This is a genomic window from Catellatospora sichuanensis (assembly GCF_007483665.1).
GTDB lineage: Bacteria > Actinomycetota > Actinomycetes > Mycobacteriales > Micromonosporaceae > Catellatospora > Catellatospora sichuanensis.
In genome coordinates this window covers 19,588-41,406 of the sequence record NZ_ML660188.1, presented here as the reverse complement: position 1 = coordinate 41,406, position 21,819 = coordinate 19,588, and the positions used below count along the sequence as shown (strand labels likewise).

The following is a 21,819-nucleotide window of genomic DNA, read 5'->3' as shown; positions in this document are numbered from 1 at the left end:
ACCCCTCACCCCGCGACGATCTTGCGCGAACTGTGGGTACGACACGCCCCAAAGGGGCGAACCCTCAACAGTTCACGCAAGATCGTCGCGATCTTGGCGGGTCAGTTCCCGGTTTTGATGTGTGTGTCGGGGCCCGGGTAGAGGATCCCCTCGTGCTGGTCGTCCTCCCAGCGGACCGTGTACGGCGGGCTGCCGTCCTCGTGCGGCACCGCGGTGATCACCCCGATCCTGCGGTGGTCCCCGACGTGCGTGCCCTCGACGACGATGGTGTCGCCTACCTTTGCCTTCATGGCCTCCACCTCCTCGTCCATTGTCCGGACGAATCGGGGTCAGATGCACGTTTCGCCGAACCACGGCACCGGTCCGGCTGTGCCAGACTCCGCGTCGTGACCGTGTCACTGGTGTACGAGACGCACTCGCCGACGCTGGACAACGAGGCAGGCTTCGCGACCGGGTGGCTGCCCGGCGAGCTATCCCCGACCGGCCTGCGCAAGGCGGCCGAGCTGGGCGAACGCCGCCGCGGCGAGCGCATCGACCTGGTCGTCAGCTCGGACCTGCACCGCGCCGTGCAGACCGCGCGGATCGCGTTCGGCGGCACCGGCGTCGAACACCGCACCGACCGGCGACTGCGTGAGATCAACTATGGGGAGCTCAACGGCATGCCTGTGGCGCGGCTGGACGCCGAGCGCCTGCACCGCGTGGACCTGCCGTTTCCCGGTGGCGAGTCGTATCGGCAGGTGGTGGCACGCACCGCGGACCTGTTGGAGGAGCTGGCCGCGACTCGCGACGGGCGGCGCGTGCTGCTCGTCGCGCACGCGGCCAACCGGTACGCCCTCGCGGTCCTGCTGGCGGGCGCGGACCTGGCCGCTCAGGTGACCGCGCCGTTCACGTGGCAGCCGGGCTGGGAGTACGCGCTGCCCGCGGGCTGGGTCAGGCCGACGCCCGGACCCAGTGCAGCGGGCTCTGCTCGGTGAAACCGGCCCGGCGCAGCACGTTCGCGCTGGGCTTGTTGTCGTACTCGAGCGTCGCGACGACCTGCCGCGCGCCCAGCCGCTGCGCCAGCGCGACGAGCGCGCCCGCCGCCTCCGCGGCGTAGCCGTGCCCGCGCCCGGACTCGGCCAGGCCGTACCCGATCTCGACCGTGCCCGACTCGTCGGGCGCGCCGTGGAAGCCGACCCCGCCCACGACCAGGCCGGTCGCGCGCACCTCGACCGTGTACGGCACCCACGGCCCGGCGGGCGCACCGGCGTTCAGGTACATCCGGGCCGCGGTCTGGTCGCCGTCGAACGGGTAGTCGTCGGCCCAGCGCGGGTCGCGCGGCGCGCCGTCGGCGATCCGCGCCGCCAGGATGGGGGTGTATGGGCGCAGCACGAGCCGCTCGGTCTCGATCACAAGTCCGGGAGCGTACCGGGGGCACCCCCGTCCCACCCACCAGGGACGAAACAGGCATCATGCGTCACATGACGTGGACCGCGCCCCAGATCACCCGCACCGACGAGCCGTACGCCGCCGACGAGCGCACCCTGCTGGAGGGATACCTCGACCGGCACCGTGCCACGCTGCTGCACAAGTGCGCCGGGCTCACCGGGCGGCAGCTCGCCGAGGCGTCCGCGCCGCCGTCGACGCTGACCCTGCTCGGCCTGGTCCGGCACATGGCCGACGTCGAGCGCGCCTGGTTCCGCCGCCGGGTCCGCGGCGAGGCGGTCACGTCGCTGTACGCCCACCCCGACGGCCGCCCGGGGGCCGCGTTCGACCTGGCCGACCCGGCCGGCGCGGAGGCCGACCTCGCGACGCTGACCGCCGAGCAGCAGGCCTGCCGCGACGCCGTCGCCGGGGTGTCGCTGGACGACACCTTCGTGCACGAGCGGCTCCAGCAGACCATGTCGTTGCGCTGGGTGTACCTGCACATGATCGAGGAGTACGCCCGCCACAACGGCCACGCCGACCTGATCCGCGAGGCCGTCGACGGCGTCACCGGCGAGTGAGCCCGCACCCGCCCGCTAGGCTCGGAAGCGACCACGAAAAGACCAGTTCAGGAGGCATGCCCGTGCCCGACGATCGGCCCGCCGAGCCTTGGCGCGAGCGTCTGCACGCCGACTGCTCGCGCTGCTTCGCGCTGTGCTGCGTGGCCCCCGCGTTCGCGCGTTCGGCCGACTTCGCGATCGACAAGCCTGCGGGCACGGCCTGCCCGAACCTGCGGACCGACTTCGGCTGCGGCATCCACACGCAGCTGCGTGAGCGCGGCTTCGCCGGGTGCACCGTGTTCGACTGCTTCGGCGCGGGCCAGCAGGTCGCCCAGGTGACGTTCGGCGGCCGCGACTGGCGTGCCGAGCCCGCGACGGCCAGGGACATGTTCGCCTCGTTCTCGGTGATGCGGCACCTGCACGAGCTGCTGTACTACCTGCACGAGGCGGTGTCGCTGCGGCCCGGCGAGGCCCTGGCCGCGGACCTGGCCCGGGTGCTGGCGCAGACCGAGCAGCTCACCGGCGGCACGCCTGCCGAGCTGGCCGCCCTCGACGTCGACGCGCGCCGCCGCGAGGCCGGTGACCTGCTGCGCCAGGCCAGCGCGGTGACCCGCGGGCGGGGCGGGCGGCTCGGACCCGACCGGTCCGGGTCCGAGCTGATGGGCGCGGACCTGCGCGAGGCCGACCTGCGCCGGGCGAGCCTGCGCGGCACGTACCTGATCGGCGCCGACCTGCGGGGCGCGGACCTGCGCGGGGCGGACCTGCTGGGGGCGGACCTGCGCGGCGCCGACATCCGCGGTGCGGACCTCACCGGCTGCCTGTACCTGATCCAGTCGCAGCTCGACGCCGCCCGCGGCGACCTCGGCACGCAGCTGCCGCCCACGCTCACCCGCCCGGCCCACTGGCCCGCCACGCACACGGCCACCGGCGACGCCACCAGCCCCGCCCGCCCGTCCCGCCCGCCGCGTGCCCGTCCCGCCCGCGGCATCCGCCGCCGCTGACCGGCGCCGTACCTCAGCGTCTGCCGAGGTCACAGCCGTGTCGGCCACCGGCGGGCGACGGCAGGGGCGCGCGGCTGTTCCGCCGGGTCCGTCAGCCGCTACCCTCAGTGTGTGGACCGCCGCGATCGCCGCAGTGCCGCGCCCCCGAGCGCGCGGCCGGGCCGTCGTGCGCTGGTGGCCCCGGACCTGTCCGCGCTGACCGGGCCGACGTCCGGTGTCGCGGTGCTGCCGCACCGCTTGTTCTGGCAGGCCGACCGCCGCATCGACCTGGACAACGCGCACCTGCTGCAGTGGATGTACGAGACCGTGCTGCGCGAGGCGAGCACGGTCGAGGAGCTGCGCGCCTGGCTCGACGGGCCGACCCTGGTCCGGCTGTGGCCGCAGCTGTTCCTGCCCCGCGGGGTGCGCCGGGTCTGGGAGGAGCGCCACCCGGCGCTGCGCGCCCCCGTCGCCGTCCGGTGACGGGCGATCCTGGATGACGGTCGAGGAACTGCAGGTCGAGGTCGCGCGGATCGCGCTGGGTGTGGCCCAGGCGCACGGGTTCGCGCTCGGCGGCGGGCACGCGCTGAACCTGTACGGCATCGTGCACCGCGCCACCGAGGACGTGGACCTGTTCACCGACGTGGACGGCGGCGTCCGTGCCGCCGGTGCACTGGTGGCGCGGGCGCTGCGCGCGTCCGGGCTGGATGTCACCACCTGCGGCGACGACCTGGGCGAGGTGTTCGGCGGCCTCGACGACGAGCTGGTCGAGTTCCAGATCACGCGCGGGGACGCGGTGATGCGGCTGACCCTGGCCCGGTTCGACCGCAACCGTGGCACCGTGGTCATGGACATCGGCCCGGTGCTGCACGTCGAGGACGTGCTCGGCGGCAAGGTCGCGGCGCTGGCGACCCGGGCCGAGCCCCGCGACTACATCGACGTGGCGGGCGCGCTGCGCGACTACACCCGTGAGCAGCTCGTCGAGCTGGGCCTGCGGGCCGACCCGACGCTGTCCGACGAGGACTTCACCGCCGCGATGGACCGCCTGGACCGGCTCGCCGACGACGTCTGGCGGCAGCTGTACGGGCTCACCCCGCAGGCCTGCGCCACGGTCCGCGCCGCCTTCACCGACTGGCCCCGCACCGCCGCCTGACCGCGGCCGGTCACCGGCCGCGTGTGGCGTTTACCGCCCCCGACCCCACCATCGGAGGGAATCTGGCAGGGGCGGTGCTCGGCGGAGGGGGCGCGGATGGATCTGCACACCATCACCTCGGTCATCGAGGCGCCCACCCGGGCCGCCCAGGCGGCCTGGCAACCGGGCGACGCCTGGCTGGCCGGCGGCACCTGGCTGTTCTCCGAACCGCAGCCGCACCTGCGGCGGCTGGTCGACCTGACCGGCTTCGGCTGGGCACCGCTGCGCGCCGATGAGACCGGGCTGGAGATCGCCGCGACGTGCACCCTCGCTCAGCTGTACGCCGCACCGCTGCCGCCGCACTGGCCGGCGGGACCGTTGATCCGTGACTGCTGCCATGCGCTGCTGGGCTCCTTCAAGGTCTGGAACGAGGCCACCGTCGGCGGCAACCTGTGCCTGTCGCTGCCACCCGGCCCGATGATCTCGCTGACGGCGGCCCTGGACGGCGTCTGCACGATCTGGACCCCGGACGGCGGACACCGCCACGTCGCCGCCGCCGAATTCGTCACCGGCCCGCGCGGCAACGTGCTGGCGCCTGGCGAGCTGCTGCGCTCGGTCACACTGCCGGACCGGGCTCTGCGCGCCACGACGGCCTTCCGGCAGATCTCCCTGACCCCGCACGGTCGGTCGGCGGCGCTGCTCATCGGCGCGTTTACGCCCGACTCCTTCACGCTGACCGTGACCGCCTCCACCGTGCGCCCGATCCAGCTGCGGTTTCCGACGGTGCCCGGCCCGGCCGCGCTGGCCGCCGCCGTCGACCGGGCGATCGGCCCGCCGCTGTACTACGACGACGTGCACGGCAGCCCGGCCTGGCGGCGGCACATGACCCTGCGGTTCGCCGAGGAGATCAGCCGCGAGCTGGACGGGCACGGAGCGGCATGACACCGAGGTCCATCGAGGTCAACGCCAGGTCCTTCACCGCCCAGCCGCGGCCGGGGCAGTGCCTGCGCACCTACCTGCGCGAGCTGGGCTGGCACGGGGTGAAGAAGGGCTGCGACGCGGGCGACTGCGGCGCGTGCACCGTGCATCTCGACGGCGTGCCGGTGCACAGCTGCCTGCTGCCCGCGTACCGCGCGCTCGGGCACCGCGTCACGACGATCGAAGGCCTGGCCCCGGACGTCGGCGAGCCGCACCCGGTGCAGCGGGCCTTCCTCGGCGCGCAGGGTTTCCAGTGCGGCTTCTGCACCGCCGGGATGATCATGACGGTGGCCGCGCTCGACGCGGAACAACGACAGGACCTCGGCCGGGCGCTCAAAGGCAACCTGTGCCGGTGCACCGGCTACCGCGCGATCGAGGACGCCGTCAACGGCCTGACCCACGTCGAGCACTCCGGGCCCGGCGACCAGGTGGGCCGCAACCTGCCCGCACCGGCCGGTCCGCAGGTGGTCACCGGGGCCGCCCGGTTCACCCTCGACGCCGCGGTGGACGGGCTCACGCATCTGAAACTGCTGCGCTCGCCGTACGCGCACGCCCGGATCACGGCGATCGACACGAGCGCGGCCGTGGCCGTGCCCGGCGTGCTGGCCGTGTTCACCCACGAGGACGCGCCCGAGAAGCTCTACTCGACGGCACGCCACGAGGACCCCCACGACGATCCCGCCGACACGCGGCTGTTCGACGACGTGGTGCGGTTCGTCGGCCAGCGGGTGGCCGCGGTGCTGGCCGACTCCGTGGCCGCCGCGGAGGAGGGCTGTCGGCGGCTGGTCGTCGACTACGAGGTACTGCCCGCCGTGTTCGACCCCGAGGAGGCGATGGCGCCCGGCGCCCCGACGCTGCACCCGGGCAAGGGCGCCGAGCAGCGTATCGCCGCTGCGGAGCGCAACATCGCCGTCGAGGTGCACGGCGAGGTCGGCGACGTCGAGGCCGGCTTCGCCGCCGCCGACGCGGTGTACGAGCACACGTTCGTCAGCCACCGGGTCCAGCACGCCCACCTGGAGACCCATGCCTCGATCAGCCGGCTGGACGAGACCGGCCGGCTCGACGTGCGTACCAGCAGCCAGGTGCCGTTCCTGACCCGGGGCGCGCTGTGCGACCTGTTCGACCGTCCCGAGCCGACGGTCCGGGTGCATTGCGGCCGCGTCGGCGGCGGCTTCGGGGCCAAGCAGGAGATGCTCACCGAGGACCTGGTCGCCCTGGCGACGCTGCGCACCGGGCGGCCGGTGCAGCTGGAGTTCACCCGGCAGGAGCAGTTCACCGCCACCACGACCCGCCACCCGACGACGGTGCAGATCAAGGTGGGCGCGCGGCGCGACGGCACGCTGACGGCCATGCGGCTGCGGGTGGTCTCCAACACCGGGGCGTACGGCAACCACGCCGCCGCGATGTTCCACAGCTGCCACGAGGCCGTCTCGGTGTACCGGTGCCCGAACAAGAAGGTCGACGGGTACGCCGTCTACACCAACACCATGCCCGCCGGCGCCTACCGCGGGTACGGACTCAGCCAGACCATCTTCGCCGTCGAGTCGGCGATGGACGAGCTGGCCCGCGCCCTGGGCATCGACCCGACCGCGTTCCGGCAGCGCAACGTCATCGGCCCCACGGACCCGATGATCGCCCACAGCACCGAACCCGAGGACGTCGAGATCGGCAGCTACGGCCTCGACCAGTGCCTCGCACTCGTCGACGCGGCGCTGCACCGCGGCGACCGGACGGCCCCGGGGCCGGGCTGGCTGGTCGGGCAGGGTATCGCGCTTGCGATGATCGACACGGTGCCGCCGCACGGCCACCGGTCCCGCGCCCGGATCAGCCTGCGCGCCGACGGCGGGTACGAGCTCGCGGTCGGCACCGCCGAGTTCGGCAACGGCACCTCCACGGTGCACCGCCAGCTTGCCGCGTCGGTGCTCGGCACGAGCGTCGACCGGATCCGGCTGCGGCAGGCCGACACGGACGTCGTCGCGTACGACACCGGCGCGTTCGGTTCCACCGGGATCGTGGTCGCGGGCCTGGCCGCGACGCGGGCCGCGCAGGCACTGCGGGACCAGCTCATCGTCGCGGCCGCCGCGCGGACGAACCTGGACCCGTCGGCCTGCGAGCTGGACGGCGACGCGGTGCGCTGCGGCGGGGTACGTCTCCCGCTCGCCGACCTCGCGCAGGGCGGCTGGGAGGCGGCAGGTGAGGGCGCGTGCGACGGCACGCCGCGGTCGGTGGCGTTCAACGTGCACGGGTTCCGGGTCGCGGTGCATCCGGGCACCGGCGAGATCAGGATCATGCAGAGCGTGCACGCTGCCGACGCCGGGCGCGTGGTCAACCCGATGCAGTGCCGCGGGCAGGTCGAGGGCGGCGTCGCGCAGGCGCTGGGCGCGGCGATGTACGAGTCGATGGTGCTCGACGAGACCGGGCGGGTCACCACGGAGACCTTCCGCAACTATCACGTTCCGGCGTTCGGCGACGTGCCGCGCACCGAGGTGCACTTCGCCGACACCGTGGACCGGCTCGGCCCGCTGGGTGCGAAGTCGATGAGCGAGAGCCCGTTCAACCCGGTGGCTCCCGCGCTGGCCAACGCCGTACGCGACGCCACGGGGATCCGTTTCGGCACCCTGCCGCTGTCACGAGACCGGGTCTGCCTGAGCCTCGCCGCCGGTGCGGAAGTCCCGCCGGCGCACACCGCCGGTCGCCACCCGCACGAGTGAACACGTGGCCCGCCCGGCGGTGACTCCCGACGTCGCCGACCGCCTCACCCGAACAGGGCGGTGAAGACGGCGATCAGCACCGCGTAGCAGGCCACGACGACGGTGGCGCCGACGATGTCGGTGCGGACCCGGTGCGGACCGTGCGGCACCAGCCAGAACGCCAGGGCCCGGTTGACCCAGCGGCATCAGGACCCAGGTGAGGATGACGCTGCTGAGCACGTTGCTGACGAAGATGGCGAACGACCCGGTGATGTGCAGTGCCCGGAACAGGGGACCGGCGCCGTAGTACAGCAGCGTCACCGTGGGGAACAGCGCGAGCAGCACCGCCATCGCCTGCTTCCAGCTGGGCACCGCGGCGGGTGCGCCGCCGAAGCCGAACCAGCCGCTGAACGGCGACCGGACCGTGTGCAGGTCGAACGGCCGACGCAGGAACCGTCCACCGTCGCGCAGCAGCCTGGCACGTGCGTCCGAGTCGAGCCATCCGGTGAGGTGCGCCGCGGTGTCGTAGCGCAGCAGCGCGACCCAGTGCTCCTGGACGCCCGGCACGGGCGGGAACAGCTCGCTGCCGAGGTATCCGGGGAACCGCTCCTGGGCCTGGCTCATCCGGTCCTGCCACCGCGCGAACGCCTGCTCCTTACCCGGCAGCACGTCGTGCGACACGACCGCGGTGACGACGTCCCGCGCGGGCGGCTCACCGACGAGCACTTCGGTGGTGGGCGGGGCGTCGAACAGGGCTTCGCCCTCGTCGAGCAGCCGTCGGCGCACATCGGACTGCATCCAGGCGGTCAGCTGGTCGACGGTGGTGAAACGGTAGACCACGACCCGCTCGCCGCCGGCTTCCGGCGGGCACATCTCGGCGTTCTCGAATCCGTCGAAGCCGCGGGCGGCCTCGATGGCCCGCTGTTGCCAGGGCTGGTAGTCGTCCTCGCGGCCCGCCGTGACGTGCTGGGTGATGACGACGGTCGCACTGGCGGTGTGCCCGTCCGCCGCCGCCGGGTCCACCCGTGGCTCCACGATCAACTAGCCTACACAAGAGGAACTTATCGTGCAATCAGCGTGAACAGAACATGATGGACACTAAGGTGAAGCTCGGGGACCCCGTCGACGGGAGGCGCGATGGACCACAAGGAGCTCCTGGCTGAAGCCGTACGGATGGCGGCGGAGTCCGTGGAGCGAGGCTGGGGCGGCCCCTTCGGTGCGGTGATCGCCAGGGACGGCGAGATCATCGCACGCGGGCAGAACCGTGTGCTGCTTACCGGCGATCCCACCGCGCACGGTGAGGTCGAGGCGATCCGCAAGGCCGTGCAGGTGCTCAACCCCGAGGCCCCGTCCATCCCGGAGGACCACCAGGACGAGTCGACCCTGGCCTACGTCGAGCGCCCCGAGGGCTCGCCCGATCCGCTGCCGCGACGGGCCCGCATGCTGATGGGCTGCACGATCTACACCAGCGGCGCACCGTGTCCGATGTGCATGAGCGCCATCTACTGGTCCCGGATCGACGCCGTCTACTACAGCTGCGACGTCGAAGCCACCCGGAAGATCGGCTTCGACGACGCGTTCCAGTACGAGGACTTCGCCAAGCCCGTCGACCAGCGCCGCATCCACCTGGAGCAGATCTACCCCGAACTCGGCGCCGTCGTCTACGAAGCCTGGCAGAACAAGCCCGACCACCACCCGTACTGACCGAGGAAAGGGCACCTGCTGAACGGACGTCCAGCAGGTGCCCTTTCCTCGTCCCTGTGCGGGCGGGCGCCTGGTCAGCGCAGGGGGTCGGTGGCGCGCATGCGCGCGACGAGCTGTTCGAGGGCGGCGATCTCCTGGCGGAGCGCGGCGGCGCCCTGGCGGGTCAGTTTGAGCCAGGTGCAGGGCTTGCGGCCTTCGTATCCCTTGCGGATCTCCACCAGCCCGGCCTCCTCCAGCACCCGCAGGTGCCGGCTCAGATTGCCGTCGCTGAGCTGGAGCTGGTCGCGCAGAGTCGTGAAGGAGCACTCGGCGGTCTCGGCGAGCACGGCCATGATGCCCAGCCGGAAGCGCTGGTGGACGGTCTCGTCCAGGGCCAGCGCCGGGTGCGCCGTGTCGTCGCCGGTCACCGCAGGCCGCCCCGGGTGCGTACGGCCCGCACCGTGGCGAAGGCCAGCAGCGGCAGCGCCATCAGGATCAGCGTCGGCCCGGGCCGGTTGAGTCCGAACAGGGTCAGCTCGCCGCCCAGCGCCGGACCCTCGAATCCGCCGAGCACCCACGCCTGCCAGCCGGTCAACTGACCCAGGCCCTGCGAGCACTGCCACCAGGTGATCGCGCCGACCCAGATGCCGGACAGCGCCACGGCCCGGCTGCGTTCGGCCCAGCCGAGCACCACGATCGCGAGCGCGATCGGCATCAGCGGCGTATACAGCCCGAGCCTGATCTGCTCGAGGAACGGGACCGCGGCGTAGGACGCCATCGCGTCCGGGCCGGCGGGCAGGTCGGCCGGCATGGCCGCGATCACGGCCAGCGCGAGCAGGGCGCCCATGGCCGTGATCGCGAACCAACGCCATGGCACCCGGACTCCGACGCGGCGGGCGCGCCAGCGGTACCAGGCGCCGATCAGCGCGATGGTGAGCGGAGTGCCGATGAACCAGAACAGGTAGGACGCCTGTTCGCTGCGCTGCGTGGCGGGCAGGCCCGCCCAGGGGGAGTGGACACCCACCGCGTCGACCTGCGCGAACGGCACCTCATAGAGGCTGATGCTGGTCAGCAGCAGCACCGCCAGCGCGGCCACCGGGAACCACGCCCCGGCGTGCGCCTGCCTGCGGGCCTGCTCGCGAAGTCGGCGCACCTCGTCGAGCATCTGCTCCGGGTACGCGGTCGCCGGTGTCGTCATCGACGAACTCCTTTCCGTGGTCGCCAAGAACTTTGTAATGCAAAGTACATGGCGATCGCAAGAGGCGCAGCCCTTTATCCGGCTGCCTACGCCGTCAAGGCGATCTCGGCACGCCGGGTAAACCGCGCGACGGGGCGCTGGGCGCGCACTAGCCTCAGCCGGTGACCGACGATCTACTGAACCGCCTGGAACGCTTCTACGACGCCGTGCCCCGTGACCGGGCCGCCGTGGAACGCCACGGCACCCTCGAACTGTTCCTGCGGCAGAGCACGCCCTACCCCTTCTACGCCCGGCCGGTGCTGGGCGGGCCGGCCCCGACCGCCGCAGACGTCGCCGCCGTACGCGCCCGCCAGCGCGAACTCGGCGTGCCCGAGGCGTTCGAATGGGTCGACGAGACCACCCCTGGGCTGCTGCCGGTCGCCGAGGCCGCCGGGCTGTCCGTGCTGCGCGCGCCGCTGCTCGTGCTCGACCCGGCCCGGCTCGCCGCCGCCACGGACCTCGCCCGCATCATCGACGCGGACGCCCCTGACGCCGCCGCCGACCTCGCCGCGGTCGCGGCCGTCGCCCACATCGGGTTCGGCTCCCCGGGCACCGGGGTCGGCGACGCCGGACCCGCCGAACGCGACGCCGCCCTGACCGTTCCGGACGCCGAGCGTCTCGCCCGGGAGCTCGCCGACATCCGCAGTGGCGTCCACGCCAACGCCCTGGCCGAGCTGCCCGACCTGGGCCCGGTGGCCAGCGGCCTCTACCAGCGCGCAGGCGACGTCGCCGAGATCGTCGGGGTGGCCACGCTGCCCTCGGCGCGCCGCCGCGGCCTTGGCGGGGCCGTCACCGCGCTGCTCGCCCGGCACGCCCTCGGGCAGGGCGCGGGCCTCGTGTTCCTGTCGGCGGCGTCGGAGGACGTGGCCCGCGTTTACGAACGCCAGGGCTTCACCCGCATCGCCACCGCCTGCATCGCCGACCCCGCGGCCTGATCAGCGCTCCGCGAGGTTGGCAAGGGCACCTTCTACATCGGAATCCGATAAGAAGGTGCCCTTCCTTCGCTCAGATGGGTTCTACGCCGGTGGGGAGGCGGGACCAGGCGGACTCTTCGTGGACGTAGGCCAGGAGGACCTCGCGCAAAGCACGGGCGGCGTGGGTGGGGGTGACGTCGCGGCGGTGGGCCAGGGCGATGGTGCGCTGCACCCCCGGCGGGGCCAGGGGCGTGGAACGCAGGCGGGTGCGGCCGGACAGGACCAGGGACGGGACCAGGGCGACGCCCAGTCCGGCCTCGACGAAGCCGAGCACGGCGTCCATCTCGCCGCCCTCGATCGCGAAGGTGGGGGTGAACCCGGCGCGGCGGCAGGCCTCCAGGGTGGTGTCGCGCAGGTCGTATCCGGGGCGGAACATGACCAGCGGCTGGCCGTCCAGCTCGGACAGGCTCAGCGTGCCCGCCTCGGTCGGCGCGGGCAGCGTCGCCGCGGACGCGACGACGAGGCTCTCGCGCAGGATCGGCTCGGCCCGCAGCGCCGGGTCGGTGCCCTGGTCCGGCAGCACGATCAGGGCCAGGTCCAGGCCGCCGCGGGCGAGCTTGCCGACGAGGTCCTGCGAGCCGCCCTCCTCGAGCATGAGGCGTACGCCCGGATAGCCCTCCTGGTAACGCCGCAGCACCGGGGCGACCAGGCTGGTGCACAGGCTGGGCGTGGCGCCCAGGCGCAGCCGCCCGCGGCGCACCCCGATCAGCTCCTGCACCTCCAGCCGGGCCGTCTCCACGTCGGCGAGGATGCGCCGGGCGCGGGGCAGCAGCGCCTCCCCGGCGGGGGTGAGCATGATGTTGCCCCGCGAGCGGGTGAACAGCGGCGCACCCAGTTCGGTCTCCAGCACGTGGATCTGCTTGCTCAGCGACGGCTGGGTGACCCCGGCCTGCTCGGCCGCCTGGGTGAAGTGCCGCGTCTCGGCGACCGCCACGAAGTATTTGAGCTGCTGCAACTGCACCTCGATAGCGTATAGCTATGGTCTGCGGCCCGGCGATGCCGCCATCGCGGGGGACGGCTCCGGGGCGGCCTGCGCGACGGTGTAGGTCCACAGCGCCGGTACAGCGCGCACGATCATGGCGACCGCGGCCACCGTCAGCAGGCCGCCCACCGCGATCGCCACCCGCGGCCCGAGCACCGACGCACCCGCGCCGTGCAGGACGTGGGCGAGCTGCGGGCCGCCCATCACCACCACGGTCAGTGAGCCGGAGATCCGGCCCCGCAGCGCGTCATCGGTGTACGCCTGCGAGACGGCGTTGCGGCAGGTGCTGAGGACGAAGTTCACCGCGCCGCCCGCCGCCAGCGCGGCCAGTGCCGGCCCCAGCCGCGGGGCGAGCGCCAGCAGCACCACGGCCACGCCCCAGGCCGCCGCGGCCGAAGCCATCAGCGCCCCGTGCCGCCGGACCCGGGTGAACACACCCGACAGCAGCCCGGCCGCGAACACCCCCACCGGGTACGCGGCGTACAGCAGCCCCAGCTCGACACCGCCGCCCGCAGCCCCGCCGAACGCCTGCTGCGCCAGCTCCGGGAACAGCGAGAACGGCAGCCCGAACACCATCGCCGCCAGGTCGACGGCGAGCACCGCGACCAGCAGCCGCCGGCGCAGCAGGTACCTGAACCCGTCCAGCACCTGCCCGACGGTAGAACGCCGCCCCCCAGCGCCGCCCCGGAGCCGCGCTGCGTGAGCCGCCGGGCCGGGTTCCGCCTGGGGGAGGGGCGGCAGCGGCGGCAGCCGGTGCACCGCCCACAGCATGGCGGACAGGGCGAGCGCGTCGAGCAGGTACAGCGTGTCGAGACCGAGCAGCGGGATCAGCGCTCCGGCCAGTACCGGCCCGGCGATCGCGCCGCCGTAGCGGACCAGCGAGCTGAGGCTGGTCGCCGCGGCCAGCAGGTCCCTGGGCACCAGCCGGGGCACCACCGCGCCGGACGTGACCATGACCGCGCCGTAGCTCAGCCCCTGGCACGCCACCAGGACCAGCACCACGGCGACGGACCCGCCGAGCCCCGCCTGGACCCACAGCCCCAGGTACGTCAGCGCGAGCGCGCCCTGCGCGGCCAGCAGCAGCCGCCGGCGGTCGACGCGGTCGGCCAGCGCCCCGGCCCACAGGGCGGCGACGACCAGCGCGCCGAACGACACGGCGGCAGCCGCCCCGACCGTCGCCGACGAGCCGGTCAGGGTGTAGAGCTGCGTCGGCACGGCGACGCCGCTGAACGAGCCGCCCACGGCGCACACCGCCGACGCCGCCCACAGCCGCCGGAACGCGGGAACGGCCAGCGGCCGCCGGTCGGCCGCGTACGCCCCGAGCCTCATGACGCCACGACGTCGGCGACGACGCAGGCCACGTTGTCCGGCGCGCCCGCCGCGTACGCGGCCGCGACCAGCTCGTCGGCGGCCTGCCCGGGTTCGGCGCAGCGGCACAGCACGGTCCGCAGCGTCGCGGTGGCCACGACGCTCCACAACCCGTCGGTGCACAGGAGGTAGCGGTCTCCGGCGGCGACCGGATGCAGGGCCAGGTCGGGCCGCCTGCCGCTGCCGTCGAGCGCGGCGGTGAGCAGCGAGCGCCGCGGGTGTACGGCTGCCTCCTCGTGACTGAGCCGCCCCAGGTCGAGCTGCTCGCGCACCCAACTCTGGTCGCCGGTGAGCTGCCGCAGCCCTCTGTCGCGCAGCAGGTAGGCGCGGGTGTCGCCGACGTGGGCGAGTCCGGTGTGGGAGCCGGTCCACAGCAGCGCGGTCAACGTGGTCACGGCCCGCGCCGCGTCGCCGTCGCGCCGCGCCGTTTCCCGCTGGCCGTGATCGCGTCGCGCCACGTCCCGGACCGCCGCGTCGGCGTCGTCGAACGCGGCCGCGAGCACGTCGAGCAGCGCGCCGGGATCGTCACCCGGGCGGGCTTCGAGTCTGTGCAGCGCCGCGACGGCGGCCTCGGCGGCCAGCGCCCCGGCCGTGCCGCGCATGCCGTCGGCGACGGCGAGCAGACGGGTTCCCGCGTACGCGACGTCCTCGTCGGTGTCGCGCACCAGTCCGACGACCGAACGCGCCGCGGCACGCAGCGTGAGGTGCGGCGCGGGTGCGGTCTCGGCCTGCGTCGAGAGGCGGCCGACCAGCACCGCGGCGAGCTGCTCGCGGGCTGCGGTGTCGGCCGCGACCTGCGCCCAGTAGCGGCCGACCTCGTCGGCAGCAGCGTCGGGCGGCAGCTCGCAGATCCCGCGGATGCGGGTCAGCGGCATGTCGAGCCTGCGCAGGGCAGCGATGAGCCGGGCGCGTTCGAGCTGGTCGGGGTCGTAGAACCGGTACCCGGTCTCGGCGTCGACGGCCGCCGGCGGCAGCAGGCCCTGCTCGTCGTAGAGGCGCAGGGCCTTCGGCGACAGCCCGGCGGCGCGTGCGAACGCGCCGATGGTCAGCAACTGCACTCCCGGCTCCCTCCGTGTCGGTCGCCCATCATGCTGGGCCTTGCCCCAGGGTCAAGGTCCAGCCCTGCGGCGGCCGATTCGCGCAGTGAGTTTGACCACGCCCTGAGTGATGGATCACAGGTCAAGGCGTGGTCGAGGGCACGCCGCCGCTGGCAGGCACGCGTTTACAGCCTGCGTTCAGGTCTTCAGCGCGTTTCCAGATAGCTCACGGCTATCGACACCGCGGGAGCCATGCATTGGACGCCTGATCCACTTCCCCCTAGCCTCCGAGGCGTGGCAGTAGCGAATCAGACCCTCTCCCGACCTGGACTTTTCCGATCCACGGTCGGCCAAAAGGTCATCATGGCGATCTCCGGCGCAGCCCTCGTGCTGTTCCTGCTCGCTCATATGATCGGCAACCTCAAGATCTTCTTCGGCGCCGAGGCGTTCGATCACTACGCGCACTGGCTGCGGGAGATCGGCGCGCCGATGCTGCCCACCGCGGGCTTCCTGTGGATCCAGCGGATCGGCCTGCTGGTCGCCCTGGGCCTGCACGTCTGGTCCGCCGCCGCGCTGACCATCCGCGCCCGCAAGGCCCGCCCGGTCAAGTACGCCCACCGCAAGCCGGTCCAGGGCAGCTACGCCGCGCGCACCATGCGCTGGGGCGGCGTGATCGTCTTCCTGTTCGTGGTCTACCACATCCTGGACCTGACCACCCGCCACCTGAACCCGGTCGCGGACACCAGCAAGGCCCACGCCGCGGTCGCCGCCGACTTCGGCCCGGACCGCTGGTACGTCACCGCCTTCTACGCCCTCGCCGTGACCACGCTCGGGTTCCACCTGCGCCACGGCATCTGGAGCGGGCTGCAGACCCTCGGCGTCAGCAACGCCCGCCGCGAGCGCCTCCTGCAGGGCATCGCGTTCGCCGTCGCCTTCGTGATCTGCGCGGGCTTCCTCTCTGTTCCGTTCGCCGTACTCACAGGGTTGGTGAAGTGACCATGACGGACTACTACACCCTCGGCGACCCGGTCGCCGACACCAAGGCGCCTGACGGCCCGATCGAGACCCGCTGGGAGCGCCGCCGCTTCGGCGCGAAGCTGGTCAACCCGGCCAACAAGCGCAAGCTCACCGTGATCGTGGTCGGCACCGGCCTGGCCGGCGGCTCGGCCGCGGCGACCCTGGGCGAGTTGGGCTACCAGGTCAAGTCGTACTGCTACCAGGACTCCCCGCGCCGCGCGCACTCCATCGCGGCGCAGGGCGGCATCAACGCCGCGAAGAACTACCGCAACGACGGCGACTCCGTGCACCGGCTGTTCTACGACACCGTCAAGGGCGGCGACTTCCGCAGCCGCGAGTCGAACGTGCACCGCCTGGCGCAGATCTCCGTGCAGATCATCGACCAGTGCGTGGCGCAGGGCGTGCCGTTCGCCCGCGAGTACGGCGGCCTGCTCGACACCCGATCCTTCGGCGGCGCGCAGGTCTCCCGCACCTTCTACGCCCGGGGCCAAACGGGCCAGCAGTTGCTGCTCGGCGCGTACCAGGCCCTGGAGCGCCAGATCGCGGCCGGCACCGTGCAGATGCACGACCGGCACGAGATGCTCGAACTGATCATCGTGGACGGCCGGGCCCGCGGCATCGTGGTGCGCGACCTGGTCACCGGTGAGATCAGCACCGAGTTCGCCGACGCCGTCGTGCTCGCCTCGGGCGGATACGGCAACGTGTTCTTCCTGTCCACCAACGCCAAGGGCTGCAACGTCACGGCCTCGTGGCGGGCGCACCGCAAGGGCGCGCTGTTCGCCAACCCGTGCTACACGCAGATCCACCCGACGTGTATCCCGGTCTCCGGCGACCACCAGTCCAAGCTGACCCTGATGTCGGAGTCGCTGCGCAACGACGGCCGGGTCTGGGTGCCGAAGGCCAAGGGCGACGACCGCGTGCCGGCCGACATCCCCGAGGACGAGCGCGACTACTACCTGGAGCGCATCTACCCGGCGTTCGGCAACCTGGTGCCGCGTGACATCGCCTCGCGCGCCGCGAAGAACGTCTGCGACGAGGGCCGCGGCGTCGGCCCCGGCGGTCTGGGCGTCTACCTGGACTTCGCCGCCGCGATCGGCCGCCTGGGCCGCGACGCGGTGGAGGCCAAGTACGGCAACCTGTTCGAGATGTACCAGCGCATCACCGGCGAGGACCCGTACTCGACGCCGATGCGCATCTACCCGGCCGTGCACTACACCATGGGCGGCCTGTGGGTGGACTACGACCTGCAGTCGACGATCCCGGGCCTGTTCGTGATCGGCGAAGCCAACTTCTCCGACCACGGTGCCAACCGCCTGGGCGCGTCCGCGCTGATGCAGGGCCTGGCCGACGGCTACTTCGTGCTCCCGAACACCATCGGCGACTACCTGGCCGCGGGTCCGTTCCCGAAGCTCGACGGCGAGAACGACGAGGTCGCGCAGGCGCGCAAGCTGGTCGAGGACCGCATCGAGAAGCTGCTGTCGATCAACGGTGACCGCACCGTCGACTCCTTCCACCGCGAGCTGGGCCGCATCATGTGGGAGTACTGCGGCATGGAGCGCACCGACGCCGGCCTGCGCAAGGCGATCGGCGAGATCCGCGAGCTGAAGGCCGAGTTCTGGCAGCGGGCCAAGGTGCCCGGCGACGGCGAGGGCCTCAACCAGTCCCTGGAGCGGGCCGGCCGGGTGGCCGACTTCTTCGAGCTGGCCGAGCTGATGTGCATCGACGCGCTGCACCGCGAGGAGTCCGCGGGCGGTCACTTCCGGGCCGAGAGCCAGACCGAGGAGGGCGAAGCCGAGCGCGACGACGAGCGCTTCAGCTACGTCGCGGCCTGGGAATTCGGCGGCGACCTGCCGGTCCTTCACAAGGAGGACCTGAACTTCGAGTACGTACACCCGAGCCAGCGGAGCTACAAGTGACCGAGAAGCTGATGAGCCTGAAGCTGCGCATCTGGCGGCAGGCCGATGCGCGGGACAAGGGCAGCATGGTGACCTACCAGCTGCAGAACGTCTCCCCGGACATGTCGTTCCTCGAGATGCTCGACGTGCTCAACGAGCGGCTGACGCTCGACGGCGAGGACCCGGTCGCGTTCGACCACGACTGCCGCGAGGGCATCTGCGGCATGTGCAGCCTGGTCATCAACGGCGTGCCGCACGGCCCGGAGAAGGCGACCACCACCTGCCAGTTGCACATGCGGCACTTCACCGACGGCCAGACGATCGACATCGAGCCGTGGCGGGCCGCCGCGTTCCCGGTCGTGAAGGACCTGGTCGTGGACCGCCGCGCGTTCGACAAGATCATCCAGGCGGGCGGCTACATCTCCGCGCCGACCGGCTCCGCGCCGGACGCGCACGCCACCCCGGTGCCCAAGCTCGACGCGGACGCCGCCTTCGAGGCCGCGACCTGCATCGGCTGCGGCGCCTGCGTCGCGGCGTGCCCGAACGGCTCCGGCATGCTGTTCACCGCCGCGAAGATCACCCACCTGGGCCTGATGCCGCAGGGTCAGCCCGAGCGCAACACCCGCGTCATCGACATGATCAACGCGCATGACGAGGCCGGGTTCGGCGGCTGCACCAACACCGGCGAGTGCACCTCGGTCTGCCCGAAGGGCATCCCGCTGGAGACCATCGCGCGTCTCAACAAGGACTACCGCCAGGCGCTGCGCGCCGCCAGCTGAGTCCGCGCCGCCCACGCGGCGATGTCACGTCCGAGGCCTGTACGTTCCGGGGCAACTGCCCCACACGTACAGGCCTCGGTTTGCCTACCCGTCCGCGGCGCAGCACGACGACGGGTCAGCGGGAGGCTCGTGAGTTCGCTACCGTGACCGGCATTCGTCACCCTCGACGCCGAAGGGCGGGTATGAGCCGGCCACGTATGACTCCCGTAGCAGTCGCCATCTCCGCCGTGCTCTCCGTCATCCTGGCGGTGACGATCTGCGTCGTCGCGACCAGGATCCTGCGCAGCCTGGCCGGCGTGGCCGTGCCTGCCGAACCGGCGGGCCTGCCCGCGGCCTCGGCGGCCGCCCGCTAGCTCCGCACCGCGAGCCAGACGGCCCAGCCCAGCAGCCCGAGGATCAGCAGGCCACCGGCCCGCCGGGTGTGCAGGAACGCGATCGGCGCCCACCACAGCGGCCACACCGGGTTGTCGGCGGGCGGCTCGTCGGGCACCGGCTTGTCGAACGCCCGTACCACCTTGACCAGCATCGGCACCGCGAACAGCACCAGCAGCGCGGGCCACGGCAGCGCCCCGACCGCCACCAGCACGGCCACGCCGACATAGAACGCGACCATCATCGCCTGGGTCAGCCGCTTGGCGGCCCGTTCGCCGATCAGCACCGGGAACGTCCTCGTGCCCGCCGGGCCGTCGTAGGGCAGCTTGTCGATGTGCTTGGCCATCAGCACCGTCGTCGGCAGCAGCGCGTACACCGTCGCCGCGGCCAGGACCTGCCACGGCAGCGTGCCGGTGCCCGCGTAGTACACCCCGCCGACCATCAGCGGCCCCCAGGTGAGCAGCACGTCCAGCTCGCCCAGGCCGACCTTCTTCAGCCGCAGCGGCGGTGCGGTGTACGCGTACGACAGGAACAGTCCGCCGACCGCGAACGCGACGATCCACCAGTCCTGCCGCACGACCAGGGTGACCATGATGGCGAGGTCGACGACCTGGCAGAGCAGGATGCCCGCGATCAGCTGCCGCTTGGTGACCAGCCCGGCGAGGATCGGGTGCGGTGCGTACAGCGCCCGCGGGTAGTCCGCGGTGTCGTTGCCGACCTCGGTGTCGGCCAGGTCGTTCATCAGGTTGTTGGCCAGGTGCGCGACCACGATGCCGACCACGGCCAGGGTCACGTTCAGCCAGTCGACCCGCGCGTCGGAGACGGCGGCCAGCAGCACCGCCATCAGGCCCGAGGTGAGCGTCATCGGCAGCACCCCGGCGCGGGTCACCACCAGCCAGCGGGTGACCCCGTCGACCACGCCCTGTTCGGGCGGGTTGGTGGTGAGGAACGCGTACCGCCACGCCGCCAGCCGCGCCTTGAGCGGGAGCGGAGAAGTCTCAGCCGTCACGGCCGGACTGTACCGCCGCAGGCCGCCACCGGCACACGGTCCGCGATGCCTGCGTCGAACGGAGGAGCCCTACGACGATCATGCTCGGCTAAGGTCGCGGCCATGGCCGACACCGCCGTCACCGCCGCCGAACGCTGCTACCTGCATGCCCGCGAGCTCGCCGACCGGCTGGAACTCGCCGACGCCCGCGGCGCCGTCGAGCCAGGCCTGGCCGAGGACGCCGCGCTCAGCCGCGCCCGCCTGCTCGCCGCCCTGGCGAAGCTCGGCCCGGACACCGACCACCTCACCGACAGCAGACAGGCTGCTGACCACCTCACCGGCCCTACCGCCGCTCAACCGGCCGCTTGGCTTCCCGTCCCGGGTTCTGCGGGCGACGCCGACCTCCGCGCGGTGAAGATCATGCGGCGTTGGGCCGAGACTTCCGCCGAGCCTGCTCAAGCCGGGCCTCCCGGGCAGCGCGTGACGGCTGAGTTCGACGAGATCAGGGACGCGATCGAACGGGATTACGGCACTCGGCAGGCCGCCGTGGAGCACGAGGGGCGGACGCTCACCCGGCTGGCGGTACTGGGCAGGCTCGGCGACGAACCCGACCCCGAGCAGCGCCGCCGCCTGTTCCACGCGCTGCGCCCGGTCTGGCAGGCGATCGACGGTGACGGCGACGACAGCCCGTACCGTCGGCTGCTGTCACACAGCGCCCGGCGCTGGGCGCACGGCTCGCCCGTCGCCGCGAACGGGGCCGCCCTGGGCATGGACGCGTCGGAGGTCGAACCGGCACTGGTCGCCATCCTGGACACCTGGCGCGCGATCACCGTGGGCGGCCCGCCGATCGAGCCCTGGGACTGGTGGCACACCCACGGCACGACCGCGCGGGCGCTGCGCGAGGCGATCCCGCTGCCCCGGCTGCGCCCGCTGTCCGACGCGTACCACGCCGCGCTCGGCGCGGACCCGGCTGAACTGGGCGTGCGCTACGACGTCACGGCCCGGCCGGCCCGGCCGCCGGTGCCGGTGGCGTACACGACTTTCGGGTCCCGCCCGCGCGAGACCTCCGCCGGCTGGATCCGGGCGGTGCCCTGGGTGCTCGGCACGTACACCGCTGGCGGGCTGGGCGAGCTCACCGAGTTGATCCACGAGACCGGCCACGCACTGCACGTCGCCGCGATCGCGACCCGCCCCGCGTACGCGGACTGGCCGGACAGCGACGCGCTGACCGAGGCGATCGCCGAGCTGACCGCGCTGGACACCGCCGAGCCCGCCTGGCAGCGGCACTGGCTGGGCGTGAGCGTGCCGGAGCGGACCGCGCTGCGTGACCGGTACGCCGACGTGATGCTCGACGTGTGCTGGGCCCTGTTCGAGATGCGCATGCACGCCGACCCTGCCCGCCGCCCGAACGACGTCTGGACCGAGCTGACCTCGACCTACCTCGGCGTCGTCGCGCATCCGGAGCTGTCCTGGTGGGCCATGCGCGGCCAGCTCGTCCAGGAACCCGGCTACATGGTCAACTACGCGCTCGGGCCGATCCTCGCCGCCGAACTGCGGGCCGCGGTGCGCGCCGCCCGCGGCGACTGGTCCACCGGTGACCCCGGCTGGTACGCCTGGGTCAGTGCGCACCTCTACCGATTCGGTCTCGCCCGCCCCTCCGGCGACGTACTGCGCGACCTGCTCGGCCGCCCGCCGTCCGCGGACGCCCTGCTCGCCGAGCTGCACAGAGCGGCCTGATCGCCA

At 72.8% G+C, this 21,819-nt stretch carries 23 protein-coding genes; 14 read left to right on the top strand and 9 right to left on the bottom strand.

What is annotated here, in order from left to right:
* Nucleotides 1-101 precede the first annotated feature (101 nt).
* Nucleotides 102-290: a DUF1918 domain-containing protein gene (locus FLL47_RS09015; RefSeq protein WP_120322317.1), complete on the bottom strand. Its 189-nt coding sequence runs from the start codon at nt 288-290 to the stop codon at nt 102-104.
* A 96-nt stretch (nt 291-386) separates the two neighbouring features.
* On the opposite strand from FLL47_RS09015, the gene FLL47_RS09010 reads away from it, so the two are divergent.
* Nucleotides 387-974, top strand: a complete 588-nt coding sequence (locus FLL47_RS09010; RefSeq protein WP_144119997.1) for a histidine phosphatase family protein — start codon at nt 387-389, stop codon at nt 972-974.
* Here FLL47_RS09010 and FLL47_RS09005 read toward each other — a convergent pair.
* Nucleotides 931-1,392: a GNAT family N-acetyltransferase gene (locus FLL47_RS09005; protein ID WP_186315623.1), complete on the bottom strand. Its 462-nt coding sequence runs from the start codon at nt 1,390-1,392 to the stop codon at nt 931-933. The genes FLL47_RS09010 and FLL47_RS09005 overlap by 44 nt on opposite strands.
* Before the next feature lie 68 nt (nt 1,393-1,460).
* Here FLL47_RS09005 and FLL47_RS09000 point away from each other — a divergent pair, with 68 nt between their 5' ends.
* From FLL47_RS09000 to FLL47_RS08975, 6 genes are all read left to right on the top strand, one after another.
* The gene (locus tag FLL47_RS09000) at nt 1,461-1,985 is read left to right on the top strand and encodes a DinB family protein (RefSeq protein ID WP_144119995.1); all 525 of its coding nucleotides are present in this window, start codon (nt 1,461-1,463) and stop codon (nt 1,983-1,985) included.
* A 62-nt stretch (nt 1,986-2,047) separates the two neighbouring features.
* The gene (locus FLL47_RS08995; RefSeq protein WP_246157693.1) at nt 2,048-2,965 is read left to right on the top strand and encodes a pentapeptide repeat-containing protein; all 918 of its coding nucleotides are present in this window, start codon (nt 2,048-2,050) and stop codon (nt 2,963-2,965) included.
* Between the two features lie 111 nt (nt 2,966-3,076).
* Nucleotides 3,077-3,427: a hypothetical protein gene (locus FLL47_RS08990; RefSeq protein WP_144119993.1), complete on the top strand. Its 351-nt coding sequence runs from the start codon at nt 3,077-3,079 to the stop codon at nt 3,425-3,427.
* A 13-nt stretch (nt 3,428-3,440) separates the two neighbouring features.
* Nucleotides 3,441-4,097 (top strand): nucleotidyl transferase AbiEii/AbiGii toxin family protein, encoded by a 657-nt coding sequence (locus FLL47_RS08985; protein WP_144119992.1) that lies wholly within the window; start codon nt 3,441-3,443, stop codon nt 4,095-4,097.
* A gap of 96 nt (nt 4,098-4,193) precedes the next feature.
* Nucleotides 4,194-5,018 (top strand): FAD binding domain-containing protein, encoded by an 825-nt coding sequence (locus FLL47_RS08980; RefSeq protein ID WP_144119991.1) that lies wholly within the window; start codon nt 4,194-4,196, stop codon nt 5,016-5,018.
* The gene (locus tag FLL47_RS08975) at nt 5,015-7,765 is read left to right on the top strand and encodes a molybdopterin-dependent oxidoreductase (protein ID WP_144119990.1); all 2,751 of its coding nucleotides are present in this window, start codon (nt 5,015-5,017) and stop codon (nt 7,763-7,765) included. The genes FLL47_RS08980 and FLL47_RS08975 overlap by 4 nt, the downstream gene beginning before the upstream one ends.
* Here FLL47_RS08975 and FLL47_RS08970 read toward each other — a convergent pair.
* A complete protein-coding gene (locus tag FLL47_RS08970; protein ID WP_222106006.1) occupies nt 7,682-8,779 on the bottom strand; it encodes an antibiotic biosynthesis monooxygenase in 1,098 nt (365 codons plus the stop codon). The two genes, FLL47_RS08975 and FLL47_RS08970, sit on opposite strands and share 84 nt — an antisense overlap.
* A 102-nt stretch (nt 8,780-8,881) precedes the next feature.
* Between FLL47_RS08970 and FLL47_RS08965 the strand changes: the two genes are divergently transcribed.
* On the top strand, nt 8,882-9,448 hold the full coding sequence (locus FLL47_RS08965) for a nucleoside deaminase (RefSeq protein WP_144119989.1): 567 nt from the start codon (nt 8,882-8,884) through the stop codon (nt 9,446-9,448).
* A 74-nt stretch (nt 9,449-9,522) separates the two neighbouring features.
* On the opposite strand, the gene FLL47_RS43950 is transcribed toward FLL47_RS08965, so the two are convergent.
* Nucleotides 9,523-9,855: a winged helix-turn-helix domain-containing protein gene (locus FLL47_RS43950; protein WP_246157692.1), complete on the bottom strand. Its 333-nt coding sequence runs from the start codon at nt 9,853-9,855 to the stop codon at nt 9,523-9,525.
* The gene (locus tag FLL47_RS43945) at nt 9,852-10,625 is read right to left on the bottom strand and encodes a hypothetical protein (protein ID WP_186315622.1); all 774 of its coding nucleotides are present in this window, start codon (nt 10,623-10,625) and stop codon (nt 9,852-9,854) included. The genes FLL47_RS43950 and FLL47_RS43945 overlap by 4 nt, the downstream gene beginning before the upstream one ends.
* Nucleotides 10,626-10,786: 161 nt before the next feature.
* Here FLL47_RS43945 and FLL47_RS08955 point away from each other — a divergent pair, with 161 nt between their 5' ends.
* The gene (locus FLL47_RS08955; protein ID WP_144119987.1) at nt 10,787-11,599 is read left to right on the top strand and encodes a GNAT family N-acetyltransferase; all 813 of its coding nucleotides are present in this window, start codon (nt 10,787-10,789) and stop codon (nt 11,597-11,599) included.
* Nucleotides 11,600-11,669: 70 nt separating this feature from the next.
* Here FLL47_RS08955 and FLL47_RS08950 read toward each other — a convergent pair whose 3' ends face one another.
* The 3 genes from FLL47_RS08950 to FLL47_RS08940 are packed head-to-tail and all read right to left on the bottom strand — an operon-like array spanning nt 11,670 to nt 15,046.
* Nucleotides 11,670-12,605 (bottom strand): LysR family transcriptional regulator, encoded by a 936-nt coding sequence (locus FLL47_RS08950; protein WP_144119986.1) that lies wholly within the window; start codon nt 12,603-12,605, stop codon nt 11,670-11,672.
* A 9-nt stretch (nt 12,606-12,614) separates the two neighbouring features.
* On the bottom strand, nt 12,615-13,949 hold the full coding sequence (locus FLL47_RS08945) for an MFS transporter (protein WP_144119985.1): 1,335 nt from the start codon (nt 13,947-13,949) through the stop codon (nt 12,615-12,617).
* The gene (locus FLL47_RS08940; RefSeq protein ID WP_144119984.1) at nt 13,946-15,046 is read right to left on the bottom strand and encodes a MerR family transcriptional regulator; all 1,101 of its coding nucleotides are present in this window, start codon (nt 15,044-15,046) and stop codon (nt 13,946-13,948) included. Before FLL47_RS08940 ends, FLL47_RS08945 begins: the two co-directional genes overlap by 4 nt.
* Nucleotides 15,047-15,319: 273 nt before the next feature.
* Here FLL47_RS08940 and FLL47_RS08935 point away from each other — a divergent pair, with 273 nt between their 5' ends.
* The 4 genes from FLL47_RS08935 to FLL47_RS42755 all read left to right on the top strand — a co-directional run bounded on the left by FLL47_RS08935 (nt 15,320) and on the right by FLL47_RS42755 (nt 19,069).
* Entirely contained in the window at nt 15,320-16,021 is a 702-nt protein-coding gene (locus tag FLL47_RS08935) for a succinate dehydrogenase cytochrome b subunit (protein WP_281286678.1), read from the top strand.
* A gap of 2 nt (nt 16,022-16,023) precedes the next feature.
* Complete coding sequence (locus FLL47_RS08930; protein ID WP_144120228.1) at nt 16,024-17,958, top strand: fumarate reductase/succinate dehydrogenase flavoprotein subunit; 1,935 nt, start codon at nt 16,024-16,026, stop codon at nt 17,956-17,958.
* An 11-nt stretch (nt 17,959-17,969) separates the two neighbouring features.
* On the top strand, nt 17,970-18,716 hold the full coding sequence (locus tag FLL47_RS08925) for a succinate dehydrogenase/fumarate reductase iron-sulfur subunit (protein ID WP_144120227.1): 747 nt from the start codon (nt 17,970-17,972) through the stop codon (nt 18,714-18,716).
* A gap of 197 nt (nt 18,717-18,913) precedes the next feature.
* Entirely contained in the window at nt 18,914-19,069 is a 156-nt protein-coding gene (locus tag FLL47_RS42755) for a hypothetical protein (protein ID WP_186315621.1), read from the top strand.
* On the opposite strand, the gene FLL47_RS08915 is transcribed toward FLL47_RS42755, so the two are convergent.
* The gene (locus tag FLL47_RS08915; RefSeq protein WP_144119982.1) at nt 19,066-20,097 is read right to left on the bottom strand and encodes a prenyltransferase; all 1,032 of its coding nucleotides are present in this window, start codon (nt 20,095-20,097) and stop codon (nt 19,066-19,068) included. The genes FLL47_RS42755 and FLL47_RS08915 overlap by 4 nt on opposite strands.
* Nucleotides 20,098-20,199: 102 nt before the next feature.
* Here FLL47_RS08915 and FLL47_RS08910 point away from each other — a divergent pair, with 102 nt between their 5' ends.
* Nucleotides 20,200-21,813 carry a gluzincin family metallopeptidase gene (locus FLL47_RS08910; RefSeq protein WP_144119981.1) on the top strand — a complete coding sequence of 538 codons (1,614 nt, stop codon included), beginning with the start codon at nt 20,200-20,202 and terminating at the stop codon, nt 21,811-21,813.
* Nucleotides 21,814-21,819: the final 6 nt, after the last annotated feature.

What these genes read in the sequence shown, in the direction of transcription:
- FLL47_RS08910 (WP_144119981.1), top strand. Translation starts at nt 20,200, where the DNA reads ATGGCCGACACCGCCGTCACCGCCGCCGAACGCTGCTACCTGCATGCC.
- FLL47_RS08930 (WP_144120228.1), top strand. Translation starts at nt 16,024, where the DNA reads ATGACGGACTACTACACCCTCGGCGACCCGGTCGCCGACACCAAGGCG.
- FLL47_RS08975 (WP_144119990.1), top strand. Translation starts at nt 5,015, where the DNA reads ATGACACCGAGGTCCATCGAGGTCAACGCCAGGTCCTTCACCGCCCAG.
- FLL47_RS43945 (WP_186315622.1), bottom strand. Translation starts at nt 10,625, where the DNA reads ATGACGACACCGGCGACCGCGTACCCGGAGCAGATGCTCGACGAGGTG.
- FLL47_RS09000 (WP_144119995.1), top strand. Translation starts at nt 1,461, where the DNA reads ATGACGTGGACCGCGCCCCAGATCACCCGCACCGACGAGCCGTACGCC.
- FLL47_RS42755 (WP_186315621.1), top strand. Translation starts at nt 18,914, where the DNA reads ATGACTCCCGTAGCAGTCGCCATCTCCGCCGTGCTCTCCGTCATCCTG.
- FLL47_RS08965 (WP_144119989.1), top strand. Translation starts at nt 8,882, where the DNA reads ATGGACCACAAGGAGCTCCTGGCTGAAGCCGTACGGATGGCGGCGGAG.
- FLL47_RS08925 (WP_144120227.1), top strand. Translation starts at nt 17,970, where the DNA reads ATGAGCCTGAAGCTGCGCATCTGGCGGCAGGCCGATGCGCGGGACAAG.
- FLL47_RS08945 (WP_144119985.1), bottom strand. Translation starts at nt 13,949, where the DNA reads ATGAGGCTCGGGGCGTACGCGGCCGACCGGCGGCCGCTGGCCGTTCCC.
- FLL47_RS09015 (WP_120322317.1), bottom strand. Translation starts at nt 290, where the DNA reads ATGAAGGCAAAGGTAGGCGACACCATCGTCGTCGAGGGCACGCACGTC.
- FLL47_RS08985 (WP_144119992.1), top strand. Translation starts at nt 3,441, where the DNA reads ATGACGGTCGAGGAACTGCAGGTCGAGGTCGCGCGGATCGCGCTGGGT.
- FLL47_RS08980 (WP_144119991.1), top strand. Translation starts at nt 4,194, where the DNA reads ATGGATCTGCACACCATCACCTCGGTCATCGAGGCGCCCACCCGGGCC.